Genomic DNA, 16,378 nt, shown 5'->3' with positions numbered 1-16,378 from the left:
TGAAGACCCGGGGCAGGCTCACCTACCGGGAGGGCGAGCGCGGCGCGCTCCAGGTGACCGCCGACGTCACCTTCGTCTACCCGGTCACCCGCGCGAACGCGGGCAGCGGCGACGAGATCATGCGCACGATCGTCCGGCGCGAGCTGGTCCTGAGCTGGGACGACCCCGCCAAGGTGATCACCGAACCGGGCACGTTCTCGATCGTCTCGAACAAGTACGACATGACCAACGGCGGCTGCGGCACCCCCACGGGCTACTTCGTCCCGCCCTTCGGCACGGACCACCGGGCGGACGAGGCCGGCACGGAGGTCGACCCGTACGACCGCAGCGCACCGGTCGGGCGGGGCGAGTCCTTGGGAGACAAGTGCGGGAGAGCGACGCGGTCCTAGCCGGCGTTACTCGGCCTCGGACCGGGGACGCGGCCACGAATACGGGTCACCGGTGTTCGGCGGCATCAACGGCGGAGACGCTCGTCCCTTCACCGACCACGCACTGGTCGACGAGGGTCTGGTGGACCACCGGCGGACGGTGCACATCCAGTGCTGGGAGCAGGACTTCTACAATCCCCGGTTCCGTGCCCAGCTCTTCCAGGAACTGCGCGCGTTCACCATCATGATCGTCGAGGTCCTCATCGACCAGCTCATCGGGCCAGTCCCGCCGGGCAAGCCGGAACTCTACGCCGCCGGGATCGTGCTGGTGGGCCTGGCAGCCCACAACCTGGTCGCGCTGCTGGTCAGCATGTTCACGGGCCGAGATGACCTGGTGTGCGAGCGGACCCTCATCCGGGACGCGGCGGCCTTGGCCCAGTGGAACGGCACCAGCCAGGTCTTCCGGTTCGACGGCGGTGGCGATGGCCTCCACAAGCTGCGCGTCCGGACCGCGGCCGTACGCGTGCCCGAGCTCGGCCAACTCAAGTCCCGTGGCGGCCCCACACCCAACGCAAACCTCCATGACGAACATCACGCCTCATAATGCCCTGTGACTGCTGACCAGGTAGAGCCGGGCCGCAGGTTTGATTCCCGTCACCCGCTCCACTCCATAGCGATGGCGCAGGCCCAGGTCACCGACCTGGGCCTGCGGTATCCGTCTGGACCTCTTCCGGGTCGGCGTGCCCTTCGTGTGCTCTCACCGGCGTCTGCGCGCCTGCGTCAGCCGGACCCGCCGGAGCGGCCGCCGCAGGCAGCGGCTCGCCTGCACGCCGTGCCAGGCCGCGGTGGTAGCGGCGCAGGAGCAGCAGGGCGGTGGCGGCGAGGCCGGTGAGGAGGCCGAGCCAGACTCCGGTGGTGTGCAGGCCGGCGAGGTGGCCCAGGAGCCAGGCGGCGGGGAGGCCGATGAGCCAGTAGCCGACGAGAGTGACGTGGAAGCCGCCCTTGGTGTCGTCCAGGCCGCGTAGCAGGCCGACGCCGATGTTCTGGGCGCAGTCGAAGAACTGGAGGACGGCGGCGATCAGGAGCAGGTCAGTGGCGAGGGAGATCGCCTGGTGTTCGGAGGGGGAAAGGAAGGGGCGGAGGACCAGTTGGGGGGTGAGGACGTAGACGGCTGTGACGGCGGCCATGACGGTTGCGGCGCAGGCCAGGGCGGTGTTTTTCAGGCGTCGGGCCGCGTCGGTCCGGCCCAGGGCGAGTTCGCGGCTGACGTTGATGGATGCGGCGTGGGAGAGGCCGACGGCTATCTGGAAGACGATGTAGACGAGCTGGTTGACGGCCGTGTGCGCGGCGAGGGCGGAGCTGCCGAACGTGCCGACTATGAGGGCGACGACGGAGAAGAAGCCGGCTTCCGAACCGTAGGTGGCGGCTATGGGGGTGCCGAGTCCGGTGAGTCTGCGGAGGGTGTTCTTGCGGGTTTTCCAGATGCGGATGTCGAGGAGAGGTGCGAGCTGCGGGTCCCGGGCGGTGGAGGCGTAGAGGACAAGGCAGGACACCAGGTACACCAGCGAGGTGGAAACGCCGATGCCGGGCAGGCCGAGCTCCGGCAGGAGCCAGGTGCCGTGGATCAGTGCCCAGTTGAGGGCGGCGTTGACGGCGAGGGCGGCGAGAGTGATGCGCAGTAGTGCCTGGGGGCGGCGCATGCCGACGGTGAACTGCCGGATGGCCTGGAACCACAGGCAGGGGACGAGGCCGGGGGCCATGGCGTAGAGGAGGGGCTGGGCCGCGTCGACGACGGCCGCGTCCTGGCCCAGCCAGGCCACGGCGTGGCCGATCAGCACCATCAGCACGGCGCCGGTGAGTCCGGCCAGTGTGGCGAGGGTGAGCGCGGCGCGGACGAGGTCGCGTACGTCCTCGTCGGCCTCGTCCCGGGACGCGTCGGCATCGGCGGATTCGGCGCGGGCCGCCGCGGCGGCGACCTGGTTGCCGACGGCGGTGACCATGCCGACGCCCATGGTGCGCAGCTGGTTGAAGATCACCATAGCGAGGCCGCCGGCGGCCAGGGCCTCGACGCCCATGAGGCCCATCATCACCGTGTCGGTGGTGGTCAGGGCGACCTGGGCGAGCTGGGTCAGGGCGAGCGGCACGGCCAGGGCGGCGAGGGCCCGGCTGTCGCGGAGCAGGGTGCGGAGCGGTGTCCGTATCCGTATCCGTGTCGGCTTCGGCTTCGGGTTCGGCTTCGGTATCGGCATCGGCTCAGCTCCCGCGAAGCTTGGTCAGCAGCTCGTCGATTTCACGCTCGGCCTTGGGATCCATGAGATCACGGGCGCGCATCCAGTCGTCGTCGAAGACGGTGTCCATGTACTTCTCGCCGCCGTCGTTGAGCAGGGCGACCATGGTGGTGTGCGGTGGGAGGTCGGCCATTCGGGTGAGGGCCTCGTAGACGACGCCGCCCGCGGAGCCGCCGATGAGCAGTCCGGTCGTGCGGGCGAGGACACGGGCGGTGGCGAACGCCTCGATGTCGCCGACCTTGACGCCTTCGTCGATCAGATCGAAGTCGACCAGCGCGCCGATGGACGCCCCTTCTGGCGTGCCGGTGCCGGACTGGTAGTAGTCGTGGGCCGGGCCGCCGAAGGCGATGGAGCCCTTGGGTTCGACGCCGACGATCGCCACGTCGGGGACGGTCCGGCGCAGCTCGCGTCCGGTGCCGCAGAGGCCGCCGCCGGTGCCGACAGCTCCGATGAGGACGTCGATACGGCCGGTGAGGGCGGCGACCAGCTCGCGGCCGACCGGGTAGTAGCCGACGGCGTTGGCGGGGTTGTTGTGCTGTTCGGTGAAGACGGCGTTGTCGTCCTCGTCCGCCAGCTTCTCGGCGAGTTCCTCGCGGGCGGCGGTGGCCAGATCCTCGGTGCCGTCGTCGACGACGTAGACGAGTTCGGTGCCCAGGGCCGTCATGCCGCGGAGCTTGTCGGGGCAGGCGTGGTGATCGACGACGGCGGTGAAGGTGTAGCCGCGCTCGGCGGCGATCACGGCCAGGCCGAGACCGGTGTTGCCGGAGGTCGATTCGATGATGCGACCGCCGGGGCGGAGCTCACCGCGTTCCTCGGCGGCGAGGACCATCTGACGGGCCATGCGGATCTTCGCGGACCCGGTGGGGTTGAACTGCTCCAGTTTGAGCAGCAGCCGGCTGCCGTTCTCGGTGCGGCACAGCTCGAAGAGAGGGGTGCAGCCGATGAGGTCGGAGACGCGGCTGACGATGGGGGGCCGCAGGAGTGCCTTGTGCAGGAATGCCTTGTGCATGAGGGGCTCCCGGGGATGAGGGGCGGGCGAGGATGAGGGGACGGTCAGGAGGGCAGGAGACGACGGTCAGGGGGCAGGAGACAGCGGTCAGGGGGCAGGAGACGACGGTCAGGAGGGCGGGTGGCGGTCCAGCCGCCAGCGGGGGCGCCGGCTTGTGGACTCCACGACGACCTTGGGGGGCAGGGGGAGGTCGTGGAAAGGCGACTCGTTGGAATCCATCTGGTAGCCGGCGGTGTTGGGGTAGACCAGTAGGTCACCGATGCGGGGCCGGCGACGGAAGGGAACCTTCCGCCAGGTGAGCATGTCGGTCTCCAGGCACGTAGCGGCACCGATGCTGGCGGGCCAGGTACCGGAGGCCGGGGTGTCCGCGCTCTGGGAGAACAGGTACGGGTCGGGTAGGTATTCGCTGTTGAACCACTGCTCGGACAGGCTCAGGCTGGTGCCTTCGACGGTCAGGAGCTGGTAGCCGTCGCGGTCCTTGACGCCCTGGATCCGGAAGACGGTCGCGCCGGCCCGGTCCAGCAGCGCGCGCCCGGGTTCCAGCAGCAGGGCGACACCGGAGTCCTTCAGCAGCGTGGCGAGACTCCGGCCGTGGCCCTCGGGGTGGGCCGCGAGCAGGGCCCGCAGCGCGTCGGCTCCGGCGGCCGGGGAGTGGTAGGGGTAGAAGTCGCCGGTACGGAACGACTTGCCCGCGTGGTAGTGGTTGCTGTTCTGCTCGTCGAGGAAGGTGTGCCAGCTGTCGGCATCGGTGTAGCTGACCGCCAGGCCGCCGCCGATGCTGACACAGCCTGCCTTCAGTCCCCGGGCGCGGGCCTTCAGGCACAGGTCGACGAGGTGGCCTGCGAGGTCGGTACGCGGCTGGACGGCGTAGCCGGACAGGTGGAAGCTGAAGCCCTCCATGCGTACCGCGTCGCCCGCCTGCACGCAGCGGGCCATGGCGGTGCTCAACTCGGCGTCGTGCATGCCGAATCGGCTGTGCGGCTGGGTCGGCGGCAGGCAGCGCAGGAGTAGCCGGGCAGGGCGCACCGTGCCGGTCAGGGCCGTCGTGATGAGGGTGTCGAGTTCGTCGAGCGCGTCGACGGCGATCAGTGCGCCGTGCCGGAGCGCGAGGAGCAGCAGGTCCCTGCCCTTTGCCGGGCCGGTGACCACGAGGTGCTCCCCGCGTACCCCGTGCCCGAGGGCTTCGCGCAGCTCACCGGCGGAGGCGACGTCGACACCCGCGCCGTGCACGGCACACCGTTCAACCCATAGGGCGGCCTTGTTGGCCTTCTTCGCGTAGTACACGAAGCCGTCCACGCCCGCCTCGTCCAGCGCGGCCCGCATCGCGCCCAGATTGGTGTCGAAGGCGTCCGGCAGCAGGATGTGGAACGGGCCGCCAAAGGCGTACGACAGTTCCTCGATCAGCCCGCTGGCCAGGACCGCGTCGGTGGCCGGGTCGGGCCGGACGGGCAGGGTCGGCCAGGCGGTTGCCGGGTTCACTGCCACAGCGGCACCTCGGTGCCGAGGCCCTGGGCGAGGGCGAGCTGCGCGAAGCGGTGGCCGAGGGCGATGTCGGTGACGACGAGGCCGCTGTTGTAGGCGAAGATCCGCTCCTGGGGTGAGCGGCGGCCGGCGGTGATACCCGCGAGCACCGGTGGGAACTCGGTGTCAACGGGCGGGAGTTTGCCGTCGGCGTCGGCCATATCGGTACCGGTGACGTTCATCTGTGCCTCGCTCGTGGCGATGACGCGGTCGGCCTGGTGCAGGGTCGAGGGGGCAAGGCCGTGACCGACGAGGACGGACAGCGCACCGGGCTTGAGCCAACCGGCCTCGAGAGCGGCGGGGGTGTGGGCTCCGGCGGTGGCGACGATGATGTCGGCGTCCGAGGCGGCGGTTCGCAGATCGGTGACGGTCTCGGCGTCCCGGTCGGGGAAGTGGGCGCGCAGTCGCTCGCGGACGGCGGCGATGCCTTCGGCGTGGGTGCCGAACAGCATCAGCCGGTCGAGGTCCGGGAGGGTGGTGAGCAGGAACGGCAGGGCGAGGCGTCCTTGGGTTCCGGTACCGATGACCAGGGCGGTGCGGGCACCGGGCGCCGCGCATTCGCGGGCCAGCAGCGCCGAGACGGCCGGGGTGCGCAGGGAACCGACGCGGGAGCAGTCCATGACCGCCACCGGCAGGCCGCTGACGTCGTCGTAGAGGGTCAGCGTCGTGTAGTAGTGCTGCTCCTCGCGGCCCTTGTCCAGGCCGTGTTTGTAGGAGGTCTTGATGGCGACGACGTTGCGGGAACCGTCACGGCCCAGCATCGCGTAGGAGACGGAGTGCCCGTCCTGCGGTTTGACCGTCAGCTTGCGGGGGTTGTCCGACTGGCCTGCGTGGAGGGTGCGGTAGGCGCCTTCCACGGTGGTGACCACGTCGGACAGGGATATCTCGATCCCGGCCAGGTCGGTCTTCGACAGCATGCACAGGTGCTTGTCGTCGCCCGATGTGACTCCCGTGGGGGTGCCGACGGGGGTACCGCCGATGGGGGCGTTCGACGTGTCGGTCATGGTGTTCCTCCAGTCCTTGGGCGGGTGTTCAGGCGGTGTGTGCTTCTAGGGCGGTCTGGCCGTAGCCGTGTTCGCCGGCTTCGGCCGGGGGGCGGGTGCGGCGTCCGGGGATGCGGACGGAGGCGCGCTTGAGCCATCGGTCGGTGCCGTCGTAGCGGGCCTGGAAGGGCACCCGTCCGTGGACGACCACGTCGTTGTCGAGGACGAGGACTTCGCCGGGGTTGAGGCTGACCGCGACGGAGACGCGGGCGAGCTCGGCCTCCAGGCGCCGGTAGGCGGCCCGGTAGGTCTCGTCCGCCTCCTCCAGCGGTGTGTACGCCGGGTCGAAGCGCAGTGTCAGGCCGTCCTCGCTCGCGAACAGCGTGGGCACGGGCGGAGGCGGTACGTCGGCATACTCCTCGGCTTTCGCGTAGGCGTCGTCGGGGAAGACCGGCAGCAGGGGCCGCGTCAGGATGTCGATGTCCTCGTCAGGCAGGGAGACGTTGCGGATGCTGGCGGCGGTGGTGGCGATGTGGTCGGGATTGCGCATGCAGCCGAGCATCAGCAGGTGCGCGCGGCCGGGGTGGAACGCGTCCTCGGTGTGCGGGCTGAGGAGCACCGAGCTGCTGGCCCCGGTCTGCGCGGTCTCGTGCCCGGGTGACGGGACGATGTTGTGGACGAATCGTCCGTTCTGCTGGCCTTTCCAGGCGAGGGGGTTGCCCATCACGGTCGCGAGCAGCAGCAGCGTGATGTCGTGGCGGGCACCGCTGTCGCCGGCGGTGGCCCAGCCGGCGGGGGTCGGGCCGATGGCGTCATCGTTGACGTCGAGGCCGCGCAGGACGAACAGGCCGTCTGCGGTGTCGACGGGGCGGCAGTGGTGGCGCAAAGCGTCGCTGAACCCACCGACTGCATGAGCAACTCGCCCTAGAAGAGCTGCAGTTGTGGCCGAGGTGCCGAATTCGCCGAGTATCTTCTCCGCGATGTGGCGCAGTTCGTCCACCGCGGGGGCATCGAGCTGGCGGACAGGAGTGTTTGCCGTGCTCATGGCAAGGATCCGTTTCCGTCGAGCGACAGGGGGAAGCAGGGGCGATCGGGCATGCGGGAACGCTGAGCCGTTACGTGCGTTGGGGGCCGCGGATCCGTAACGGGCGGGGGCCAGAGCAGCCGCATGGGCGGCCATGGGGGTCGTGGCCCTGGAGAACGCCCCGCACGCTAGCAGGGAAGTAAGGTTAGGCAAACCATACCCATGGGTTCACTTTTGCATGTGGCGGCACCTCAAGACGGCACGCGCGGCGCGCACCCCGGCGCACGGCGGCGCAACGCACTCCGCGCCTACTCATGCGATCGAGACGCAGCCCTTGCAGCAACAGCCGCCATTAGGGTAGGCAAACCTAAGCATCGCGCCACCCCCCTCCCGTTGCCCGATGTGGATCGAGGACGTACGTGGACATCAACAGGCGCCAACTGCTGTGTGCGGGCGGAGCGATGGGGGCGGCGGCACTGCTCGCCGCCTGCTCCGGGGACAGTGACACCTCGGCCAAGTCCGCCGGCGCGGGCACGAAACCCAAGAAGGGCGGCACCCTGCGGGTCGGCGCACTCGGCCATGCCAGCGCCATCACCCGCGACCCGCACGGCACTCAGTCCAACGAGAGCGACTTCCTCATCATCTCGCTCGTCTACGACACCCTGACCATTCCCGGCGCCAAGCCCAACACCAAACCGCGCCTCGCTTCCGCCTGGCAGTCGACGGACGACCTCAGGACCTGGCGGTTCACCCTCGCCGGAGACGCGAAGTTCCACGACGGCAGCCCCGTCACCGCGGAGGACGTCGTCTTCTCGCTGCGCCGGCTGCGCAACACCCCGTCCGGCACCGCCCGCCTGCCCGGCATCAAGGCCGAGAACATCAAGGCCGAGGGCGCCGGCACCGTCGTCCTCGTCTCCGACTACCCCAACGCCGAACTGCCGCTGCTGCTCCGCCTGACGACCTTCGTGGTCAAAAAGGGCACCAAGGACAAGGAGATCGCAAAGGCACCGGGCACCGGCCCCTTCAAGCTGGAGTGGTTCCGCGCCGGCAACGCCCGGCTCGTACGCAACGACGACTGGTACGGCGGCGACGTCCTGCTCGACGCGATCGAGGTCAAGATCTTCGAGAGCCCGCAGGCCATGGCGAACGCCCTGTTCGCCGGGCAGATCGACCTCGCCTCCAACGCCGGCGCCGTGGCCGCCCGAACGGCCAAGGCACGCAAGGACATCCAGGTCGTGCGCCGCCCCAACGACATGGCGATGCCCATCGTCATGCGCACCGCCGACGGACCGTTCGCGAACGAGAAGGTGCGCGAGGCCCTGCGGCTGGCTGTGGACCGCCAGGCCATGGTGAAGCAGGTCCTGTCCGGCTACGGCACCGTCGCCAACGACATCCTCGGCACCGGCGACCCGGCCTACGCCAAGGGCATCCCGCAGCGCACCCGCGACCTCGCCAAGGCCAAGTCGCTGCTCAAGGAGGCCGGTTTCGACCTCTCCCGGACGTACGAGCTGGTGACGACGGAGGAGATCGCCGGACTCGCCGACGCGGCCGGCCTGTTCGCCACCCAGGTCCGCGAGGCCGGGGTCAAGATCAAGGTGGTCAAGCAGGAGTCCGGGGCCTTCTGGGACAGGACCTGGCTCAAGGGAGACCTCTACACCACGTACTGGGGCACCAACGACTCCGTGGTCTTCTTCGCCAGCAAGAACATGGTCGCGGAGGCCGGGACGAACGAAGCGGGCTGGAAGAACGCCGAGTTCGACGCCGCCTACCGCAAGGCCATGGCCACCAAGGACACGGCCCAACGGGCCAGGCTGCTCCGCGAGGTGCAGCAGATCCAGCACGATGCGTCCGGCTACCTGCTGTGGGGCATGGCCGACGGCATCGACCTGGCCACCGCGCCCGTGCAGGGCCTGCCCACCCTCCCCGGCTACGGGCGCGTACAGCTCGAGCGGGCATGGCTGAACCGCTGACCCGCACCGCCGCCGAGCGGCCCGGAGCCGGGACGGCCGGAGCAACCGCCTCCGCACCGCCCCGGCCCTGGCTGCTCACGGCCGTGCGCTTCCTCGCCCTCCTCGCCCGCCGGGCCCTGCTGCTCGCCGTTCTGCTCGCCACGGTCTTCGCCGCCGTCGAGCTGCTCCCCGGCGACGCGGCCACCGCCACGGCGGAGCGCGGCGAGAGCGCCGCCGGCATCGCGCAACGGCGAGCACTGCTGGGCCTGGACCGGCCGGTGGTGGAACGGTTCACCGACTGGATGACCGGCCTGCCCACCGGGAACCTGGGCACCTCCGCGCACGGTGAGCCGATCACGGACATGCTGGCCCGTCCCTTCCCCAACACCCTCCTGCTCGGCGGCCTGGCGCTGCTCGTCACGCTCGCCGCCTCCCTCGCCCTCGGCGGCTGGGCCGCGCTCCGGCCCGGCGGCAAGGCGGACCGGGTGATCTCCGCCACCGCGACCGGCGTACTGGCGCTCCCGGAATTCGTCGTCGCCGTCGCCCTCGTCCTGCTCTTCGCGCAGTGGCTGGGCTGGCTGCCCGCCGTGACGCTGGCCGACGGTGACGGCTGGCCCGCGTCCTGGCAGATGCTCGTCCTGCCCGTCGTGGCCCTGTCCATTCCGCAGATCGGCTGGAACACCCGCATCGTGCGGGCCGCGCTCGCCGACGAGGCCAAGGCCCCGCACGTGGAGACCGCCGTGCTCGACGGTCTGCCGAGCCACCGCGTCCTCCTCCACCATGTGCTGCCCGGAGCCACGCCCGCCATCGCGGCCGGCATCGCCACCTCGACCGGAATGCTGCTGGGCGGTGCGGTCGCGGTCGAAGCCATCTTCAACTACCCCGGCATCGGTGCCGTTCTCGCCGGAGCCGTCACCGACCGGGACAGTCCCGTCATCGCCGGAGTCGTCGCCGTCACGGGAGCGGTCATCACCGGCGTCCTCCTCCTCGCCGACCTCGTACGCGCCAGGGCATCCGGAGGCAGCCTGTGACCACCACCCGGACCGCGCCCGGACAACGCCGGCGCCCACGCCATGTCGGCGTGCACCGCACCCTGCCCGCCCTGCCCGCCCTGATCCTGGTCCTGCTCGCCGTGGCCGGCCCCTGGCTGGCTCCGCACGCCATCGACACCCCGGTCACCGCTCCGTACGCGGAGCTGGGCGGCGGCGTCCCGCTCGGCAGCGACCAGCTCGGCCGCGACGTGTTCACCCGTCTCCTCGCGGGCGGCCGCGCACTCATCACCACCTCCCTGCTGGTGGCCGCCGTCGTCACGGCCGTAGGCGCCGCCCTCGGCACGGTCGGGGCACTGCGCCCCGGCATCGGCCGTGTCATCGACCGTACCGCCGACGTCCTCATGCTCCTGCCGCCCGTCCTCGGCATCCTGCTGGTCGCCCTGTCCTGGCCGGCCGGCGGCCGACTCGCCGTGATCACCGCCGCCTGCGTCATGGGGGTGCCCTATGCGGTGCGCCTGGTCACCGCGGCGGCGGCGCCGGTCGTGGCATCCGGCTACATCGAGGCAGCGGCCGTCGGAGGCGAGCGCCTGTGGTACCTCGTCGTACGCGAGGTCCTGCCCAACCTGCGAGCCACCCTCCTCGCCCTGTTCGGACTGCGCTTCGTCGCCGCGGTCTACGTCGTCTCCACCGCGGGCTTCCTCCAAGTGGGCCCGCAGCCGCCCGCGGCCGACTGGGCCCTGATGATCCGCGAGAACTCAGGCGGCATCCTCCTCAACTCCTGGGCCGTACTGGCCCCCAGCCTCGCCATCGGCCTGTTGGCCATGAGCGTCAACCTGGCCGCCGCGGCACTCGTCCCCGTCAGCGGCCGCAAGGCGGTGACCACTCTGTGAACCACATGCCCCGCTGGTACCCCGAAAACCAGGCCGACACCGACACCGACGGCATCGCCGTGCACGTCAGCGACCTCACCATCGCCGCCCCCAACGGCAGACTGCTCCTGAAGGACGGTTCCCTGACCGTCCCCCGCGGCCGCGTCGTCGCCCTGACCGGACCCTCCGGCTGCGGCAAGACCACACTGCTACGCGCCGTGGCCGGCGTCCTGCCCCCGGGCACGCGGCGCACGGCCGGACGTCTCGACGTCCTCGGGCACGACCCGTTCACGCTGCCCGAAGCGGAGAAACGTGCCCTGCGACGGCACCGCCTCGCCTACGTCGGCCAGGACCCGGGCTCCGGCCTCAATCCCCGGATGAAGGTACGCCGCCTGCTCGCCGAACTGGCGACGGACCGCCGCCCCGAGGCGCTGCGCGCGCTGCTCGGCGAAGTACAGCTGCCGATCGAGGGGGACGGGAACCTGGCCGACCGCCGCCCAGGAGCCCTCTCCGGCGGCCAGCAACGGCGAGTGGCCCTCGCCCGCGCCCTGGCCCGACGCCCCGCCGTCCTCCTCCTCGACGAACCCACCGCCGGACTCGACCCGAACCTGCGCGACGACATCGGCGAACTCCTGCGCCACTTGGCGAACGCACACCACCTCGCCGTCGCACTCTCCTGCCACGACGCCGACCTCGTCTCCCGACTGGCCGACACCGTCGTGGAACTCCGCCCCCGGATCAGCACACCACCCCGACGCCTCCCCCCTCCCCGCACCACACACCAGGACAACACCGCACGGCAGGCCGACTTCTCACAGCAGGGCAACAGCACATTCTCACGACAGGGCAACAACACACGGCAGGACGACGCCTCGAAACCGCCCCTGCTGTCCGTCACCGGCCTGACGGCGGCATTCACCCACCGCGGACGCCGCGTCCCCGTCCTTCACGGCATCGATCTCACCATCGGCGCAGGAACCAGCCTGGGCGTGGTCGGCGCCTCCGGCTCCGGCAAGACCACCCTGATACGCACCATCGTCGGCCTCCACCGCGCGACCGGCGGCACCGTCACCCTCGACGGCAGCCCGTTGCACACCTCCGCCGCCCGCCGCACCCGCGAACAGCGCCGCCGCATCCAGCTCGTCCCCCAGGACCCACTGGGCACCCTCAACCCCAGCCGCACCGTCGGCACCGCCATCCGCCGCCCTCTGACCCTCCACCGCCGCACCCACCCGCACCAGACCGCCGACCGTGTGCTGGAACTCCTCGAACAGGTGGGCCTCCCGGCCGACTTCGCCGACCGCTACCCCCACGAACTCTCCGGCGGGCAACGGCAGCGCGCCTCCATCGCCCGCGCCCTCGCGGCCGATCCCGACATCCTGGTGTGCGACGAAGTGACCTCCGCCCTCGACCCCGAGACATCCCTTTCCGTCATGAACCTGCTCGACGAGCTCCGCCAGAACCGAGACCTCGCCCTCGCACTCATCAGCCACGACCTGCGCCTGGTGGAGGACCGGACCGACGCCCTCCTCGTCCTCTCCGAAGGCCAAGCCGTCGAGTACGGCCCCACACCGCAGATCTTCGCCTCCCCTACCCACCCCGCCACGGCCTCGCTGTTGGGAGTTCCGGTGGGGGCGGAGTGAGTGACACACATGCGAACGCCCCGCATACGCGAGTGACCCGCGTGTACGGGTGAGAACGACACTCCGTGAAGGGCGACCTCACCTACTGGCTACGGCAGAGCGCCCGGACACCACGAGCTACCGCCGGCCGGGGCCCAGGAGCTGGCATACGCGGCGACCTGCGCGTCCTGGCCGAAGCCGGACGCGCCCCGCGTCAAGGTAACCAACAGGAGGCTGCCCCCCACCCTGATGCTCAACTCCATACACGACCCGCCCACGTACTACGAAGGCGCGCTGCGCGCACACCAGACGTTGAAGGGCTCGCGGCTGGTCACAGTCACCAGGGCGGCGACCACGGCCAGTACCAGAACGGCAACGCGTGCGTGGACTCGCTCGTCGACGCCTCTCTGCTCAAGGGGGCGATCCCGGCGCACGACATGGCATGCCCCTCCAAGCCCCTACCACGACCGGCGAGTTGATCGTGCCGGACGGCGGGGCAAGTGCGCCCCTCACGGCACGCGGCGCATCGCTCAGCACAACACGCGCAGCGTGAGCACCGCGCCGGCCGCGAGCAGGCTGTAGCCGAGGCCTACCTCGCAACCGTTCAGCGCTACATTCACCAGCCAGGTTCCCGAAGCACTGCCCGGGCAGCGGATTGGCCTCATCGAGCCACACCACTCGCCGCACCAGCATTCACCACGCTTGTGCACTTGTGCGCTGGTGGCGTCGCCTCACCCACCGGCTATCCCAACCCGTAGGTGGAGAGACACTTCAGCTGGTGGTATGGCTCCTCAGCTCAATCATGCAGGCACAACCGGCCACACAGCGAACGGATGGCCGCTCGGACGCGGACGAGACGGCGCACCTGCAGGGAGGTGGCGCGCATGGCGCTGAAGGGTTCGTCCGCCGGCCCCACGTCCGTATCGACGGACGCGCACGGCCCGCTGGCGGGTTGGGCTCGCGAGCATGGCCGGGCGCCATCAGCGACGATGATGCCGGCACCCGCGGGGCTGCGGTTCGCGTTCTACGGCCGGGTCTCCACCGAAGACCACCAGGATCCCGCCACCTCGGGGTCCTGGCAGCTGCTGCAGGCGCAGGCGATGACCTCCGGATACGGAGCTCTGCCGCCTCCTGCGGAGCAGCCCCCTGCCCTATAGAACGCCAATTGAGACCATCTCTTAGGCCACTTCGCGCCGTAGGTCTTCGCGAACGCCTCGATCACCTCCTCGGCGTGGGGACGATCCTCGGCGTTGTAGATCTCCTGCATCACCTTCGTCGCGCCCGGTTGCGCGGACTTCGGCAGGGCGTTAGAGATATTTCGGGCCTTGTGAACCCAGCACCTCTGATGCCGGGCAGCGGGGAACACGGCACGCAGTGCCTTCCACAGGCCCATCGCGCCGTCGCCGACCACCAACTCGGGGTGGCACAGGCCGCGTCGGCGGCAGTCACTCAGCAGGTCGGCCCACGACTCGGTGGACTCGCGTAGCCCCTCCGCCAGCACGCTCAGCGGCAACACCTCCGCGGCCTTCGGCGACTCGCGGCAGCACGGCAGCACGGCAGCACGGCAGCACGGCAGCACGGCAGCACGGCAGCACGGCAGCAGGATCTACGAGGAGAACCACTGCCGCTCGCCAGTGGCCTCATCGACGCGCCGGTCGTTCACACGCAGGGCCCCCTCATCAGGAAGGGCGCAACATCACGATCGACATTCACGCGGCCCCGGACGTGCCGACCGAGGAGACTGTGCTGCGTGCACTGGAGCGAGCACACATCATGCACGGTTTGTGAGAGTGAGGAGCACAGGGCAGTGAGGCAGCTACCTCCCTGCCCTGTGTCGCACGTCTTCGACGTAGTCGCCCTTGAAGGATCTTACTTACTTCTGGCGCGCATTCCTGAGAATCGGCTGATACCACCCACGACCACCCCGACAATGACGGCCGTAATGAGTTGCGCCGGTTCTCCCATGTCGGGCCACAGAAAATGTGTGATCCCGAAGATTACGAGAAAGCTGACGATTGCAGCGAGGACCACTTTTCTCACGACTCGACCTTATCAGCAATCCATCAAAGCGACGGCAGCACCGGACACGAGGCCACCGAACGCGCCTACGGTGGCGCCTGGCGCGCACCCCGTTTCAGCACCTGCGATACACCCTCCGACACCGCCGCTAACTACGTAGTCCTTGATCTTACCGTTGGCGCATTCAGAGTAGCTCTGCTTGGCGAGCTTCGTTGGTGTAGTGCCCAGCTCCTTGAAGGGCTTTGAGGAGTGGACGGTTACCGTTGCCCCCGCTACCTCGTAGGTGAGGTGGGCGGTGTTCCCGTTCTTGAGCTGAACCGCCTCTCCCAGCTTTCCCACTTCTTTCCCATCGGAGCCAACGAGAACTAGAAACCCTCGGGAAACAGTAAAGTGGTATCCCTCCGGTACGGAAAGCTCCACCGTCAGAGTCTTGCTGTCCGGCGACTTGAGCGACTTGAGCTTAATATTTCCCTGCGCAGGGGCCGAAGATGCGGCGGCAGTTTGAACATGAGAGGCGTACCCGGAACTTTGAGCTGACGCCGGAGCGATCGCGGCACTCAAGGCAAGAACAGAAGACGCAGCTATAGCACACTTGCGGAACTTCAACTTTCCCCACTTTCTCGTTTTCTCGGTCTCCTGCACGCTAACTCAATGCTTTAAATGATCAATCAATCGCGTGCAACCTGGGCGCAAAGAGTCGCCAGCTGTGAACGACTCCCCGTGGCTGACCTTCGCCACAACGCCCGCGGCCCTCGACACCTTCTCGCACTCTTCGGCTCTTAATCTTCACAAACCGGGCGTCACGCGACTACGCCGAGGCCAAGCCCCCGTGTCGTTTGCGGAGATGGCTATGTGCATAGCCACAGAGAGGAAAGCCTTGGGATGGCTGCCGCATCATCGTTCGTGACAAGCAGCTCGTTCCCGTCGGGCAGTTCGACGACTACATCGAGTTCAAAGCGGTACTGAAGTTCTGTGATACCGGACAGTGGACGCTGAAGATCCACGCCGACCGGCCACACACGAAGCTCGTGCAGCCCGACTGCGGCATCGTCGTCTGCCGCGAGGGCGTCAAACGGCCGATCCCGTCCGGTCCAGTGCAGGGCATCAGAAGTATTGGGCTGCCGACACGGGCGGCGGACCAGGCGCGCTGTTCATCACCGGCGCGGACGACAACCACATTGCGGCGTCCCACGTCGTCTTCCCGGATCCGCAGCACGCAGTCGACCAGCAGACAAGAGCCAGCGACACGGTGACCGATCGCGACGCGTCGTTTGCGCCGGAAACACTGGTCGCCTACAACGCTGGGGCCCACGCTCAAGCCGACCGCAGTCCGTATGGTTATCTCGCTCCCGACGGCGACCAGTGGCCGTGCGACCGGTGGAGGCCGAAGACTCCGCTCTCTTACCGATTCGACAGCCCGCGCGACGCCATCAATCTCTTGGCAGAAGCCGGCGGGCTGGGATGACGCAACATCTACGACCCGGAAACCCGATTCATCCGCCTGAAGACTTACCGCGTCCAGGACCGTATGCGGCGACGCGGTTAAGTCCGGACCTGGGAAATCTCAAACAGTTCGTCTACAGCATGACCGCGCCGAAAGTCACCCACGCCATCGTCGCCGCACGCGGGGGAAGGGGAAGAGCGCTTCATCAAGCACGGGCAACCCCGCGAACACGCAACCGGAGAAGCGCGATAACCGCATCAGCCGATACGCGTCTTCGGCAGACGTGCCGG

13 protein-coding genes and 3 pseudogenes are annotated in these 16,378 nt (G+C 69.2%); 9 read left to right on the top strand and 7 right to left on the bottom strand.

All coding sequences use genetic code 11. The features are described 5' to 3' along the window. Window positions 1-389 (top strand): annotated as a pseudogene (locus tag ACFY12_RS09005) (hypothetical protein); the annotation flags it as partial. A gap of 52 nt (window positions 390-441) precedes the next feature. Then, window positions 442-972: a hypothetical protein gene (locus ACFY12_RS09000; protein ID WP_390715048.1), complete on the top strand. Its 531-nt coding sequence runs from the start codon at window positions 442-444 to the stop codon at window positions 970-972. Window positions 973-1,060: 88 nt separating this feature from the next. Here ACFY12_RS09000 and ACFY12_RS08995 read toward each other — a convergent pair whose 3' ends face one another. The 5 genes from ACFY12_RS08995 to ACFY12_RS08975 form a co-directional block, all read right to left on the bottom strand. Further along, window positions 1,061-2,617, bottom strand: a complete 1,557-nt coding sequence (locus ACFY12_RS08995; RefSeq protein WP_390715047.1) for an MATE family efflux transporter — start codon at window positions 2,615-2,617, stop codon at window positions 1,061-1,063. Window positions 2,618-2,621: 4 nt separating this feature from the next. Then, the gene (locus tag ACFY12_RS08990; RefSeq protein WP_390715046.1) at window positions 2,622-3,665 is read right to left on the bottom strand and encodes a cysteine synthase family protein; all 1,044 of its coding nucleotides are present in this window, start codon (window positions 3,663-3,665) and stop codon (window positions 2,622-2,624) included. 108 nt (window positions 3,666-3,773) lie between these two features. Continuing rightward, entirely contained in the window at window positions 3,774-5,150 is a 1,377-nt protein-coding gene (locus ACFY12_RS08985) for a Y4yA family PLP-dependent enzyme (RefSeq protein ID WP_390715045.1), read from the bottom strand. Further along, the gene (locus tag ACFY12_RS08980) at window positions 5,141-6,103 is read right to left on the bottom strand and encodes an ornithine cyclodeaminase family protein (protein ID WP_390715095.1); all 963 of its coding nucleotides are present in this window, start codon (window positions 6,101-6,103) and stop codon (window positions 5,141-5,143) included. Before ACFY12_RS08980 ends, ACFY12_RS08985 begins: the two co-directional genes overlap by 10 nt. 115 nt (window positions 6,104-6,218) lie before the next feature. Then, window positions 6,219-7,214 carry a TauD/TfdA family dioxygenase gene (locus tag ACFY12_RS08975; RefSeq protein ID WP_390715044.1) on the bottom strand — a complete coding sequence of 332 codons (996 nt, stop codon included), beginning with the start codon at window positions 7,212-7,214 and terminating at the stop codon, window positions 6,219-6,221. Between the two features lie 398 nt (window positions 7,215-7,612). Between ACFY12_RS08975 and ACFY12_RS08970 the strand changes: the two genes are divergently transcribed. From ACFY12_RS08970 to ACFY12_RS08945, 6 genes and pseudogenes are all read left to right on the top strand, one after another. Then, on the top strand, window positions 7,613-9,163 hold the full coding sequence (locus tag ACFY12_RS08970) for an ABC transporter substrate-binding protein (protein WP_390715043.1): 1,551 nt from the start codon (window positions 7,613-7,615) through the stop codon (window positions 9,161-9,163). Further along, on the top strand, window positions 9,148-10,173 hold the full coding sequence (locus ACFY12_RS08965) for an ABC transporter permease (protein WP_390715042.1): 1,026 nt from the start codon (window positions 9,148-9,150) through the stop codon (window positions 10,171-10,173). Before ACFY12_RS08970 ends, ACFY12_RS08965 begins: the two co-directional genes overlap by 16 nt. After that, window positions 10,170-11,024, top strand: coding sequence for an ABC transporter permease (locus ACFY12_RS08960; RefSeq protein ID WP_390715041.1), 855 nt, complete (start codon window positions 10,170-10,172; stop codon window positions 11,022-11,024). Before ACFY12_RS08965 ends, ACFY12_RS08960 begins: the two co-directional genes overlap by 4 nt. A gap of 5 nt (window positions 11,025-11,029) precedes the next feature. Further along, window positions 11,030-12,646, top strand: a complete 1,617-nt coding sequence (locus tag ACFY12_RS08955; RefSeq protein WP_390715094.1) for an ABC transporter ATP-binding protein — start codon at window positions 11,030-11,032, stop codon at window positions 12,644-12,646. A 141-nt stretch (window positions 12,647-12,787) separates the two neighbouring features. Further along, window positions 12,788-12,934: pseudogene (locus tag ACFY12_RS08950) on the top strand (alpha/beta hydrolase); the annotation flags it as partial. A gap of 74 nt (window positions 12,935-13,008) precedes the next feature. Continuing rightward, window positions 13,009-13,104, top strand: coding sequence for a hypothetical protein (locus ACFY12_RS08945; protein ID WP_390715040.1), 96 nt, complete (start codon window positions 13,009-13,011; stop codon window positions 13,102-13,104). Window positions 13,105-13,802: 698 nt separating this feature from the next. On the opposite strand, the pseudogene ACFY12_RS08940 reads toward ACFY12_RS08945, so the two are convergent. Together ACFY12_RS08940 and ACFY12_RS08935 are read right to left on the bottom strand one after the other, a co-directional pair. Then, window positions 13,803-14,132 (bottom strand): annotated as a pseudogene (locus ACFY12_RS08940) (transposase); the annotation flags it as partial. 545 nt (window positions 14,133-14,677) lie between these two features. Next, the gene (locus ACFY12_RS08935; RefSeq protein ID WP_390715039.1) at window positions 14,678-15,286 is read right to left on the bottom strand and encodes a hypothetical protein; all 609 of its coding nucleotides are present in this window, start codon (window positions 15,284-15,286) and stop codon (window positions 14,678-14,680) included. Between the two features lie 251 nt (window positions 15,287-15,537). On the opposite strand from ACFY12_RS08935, the gene ACFY12_RS08930 reads away from it, so the two are divergent. Then, complete coding sequence (locus ACFY12_RS08930; RefSeq protein WP_390715093.1) at window positions 15,538-15,897, top strand: hypothetical protein; 360 nt, start codon at window positions 15,538-15,540, stop codon at window positions 15,895-15,897. The last annotated feature ends 481 nt before the right edge of the window (window positions 15,898-16,378 follow it).

Source organism: Streptomyces sp. NPDC001339, from assembly GCF_042895955.1.
Classification (GTDB): Bacteria; Actinomycetota; Actinomycetes; order Streptomycetales; family Streptomycetaceae; genus Streptomyces.
The sequence above is the reverse complement of the archived record's forward strand: the minus strand, read 5'-3'. Positions and strand labels throughout refer to the sequence as shown.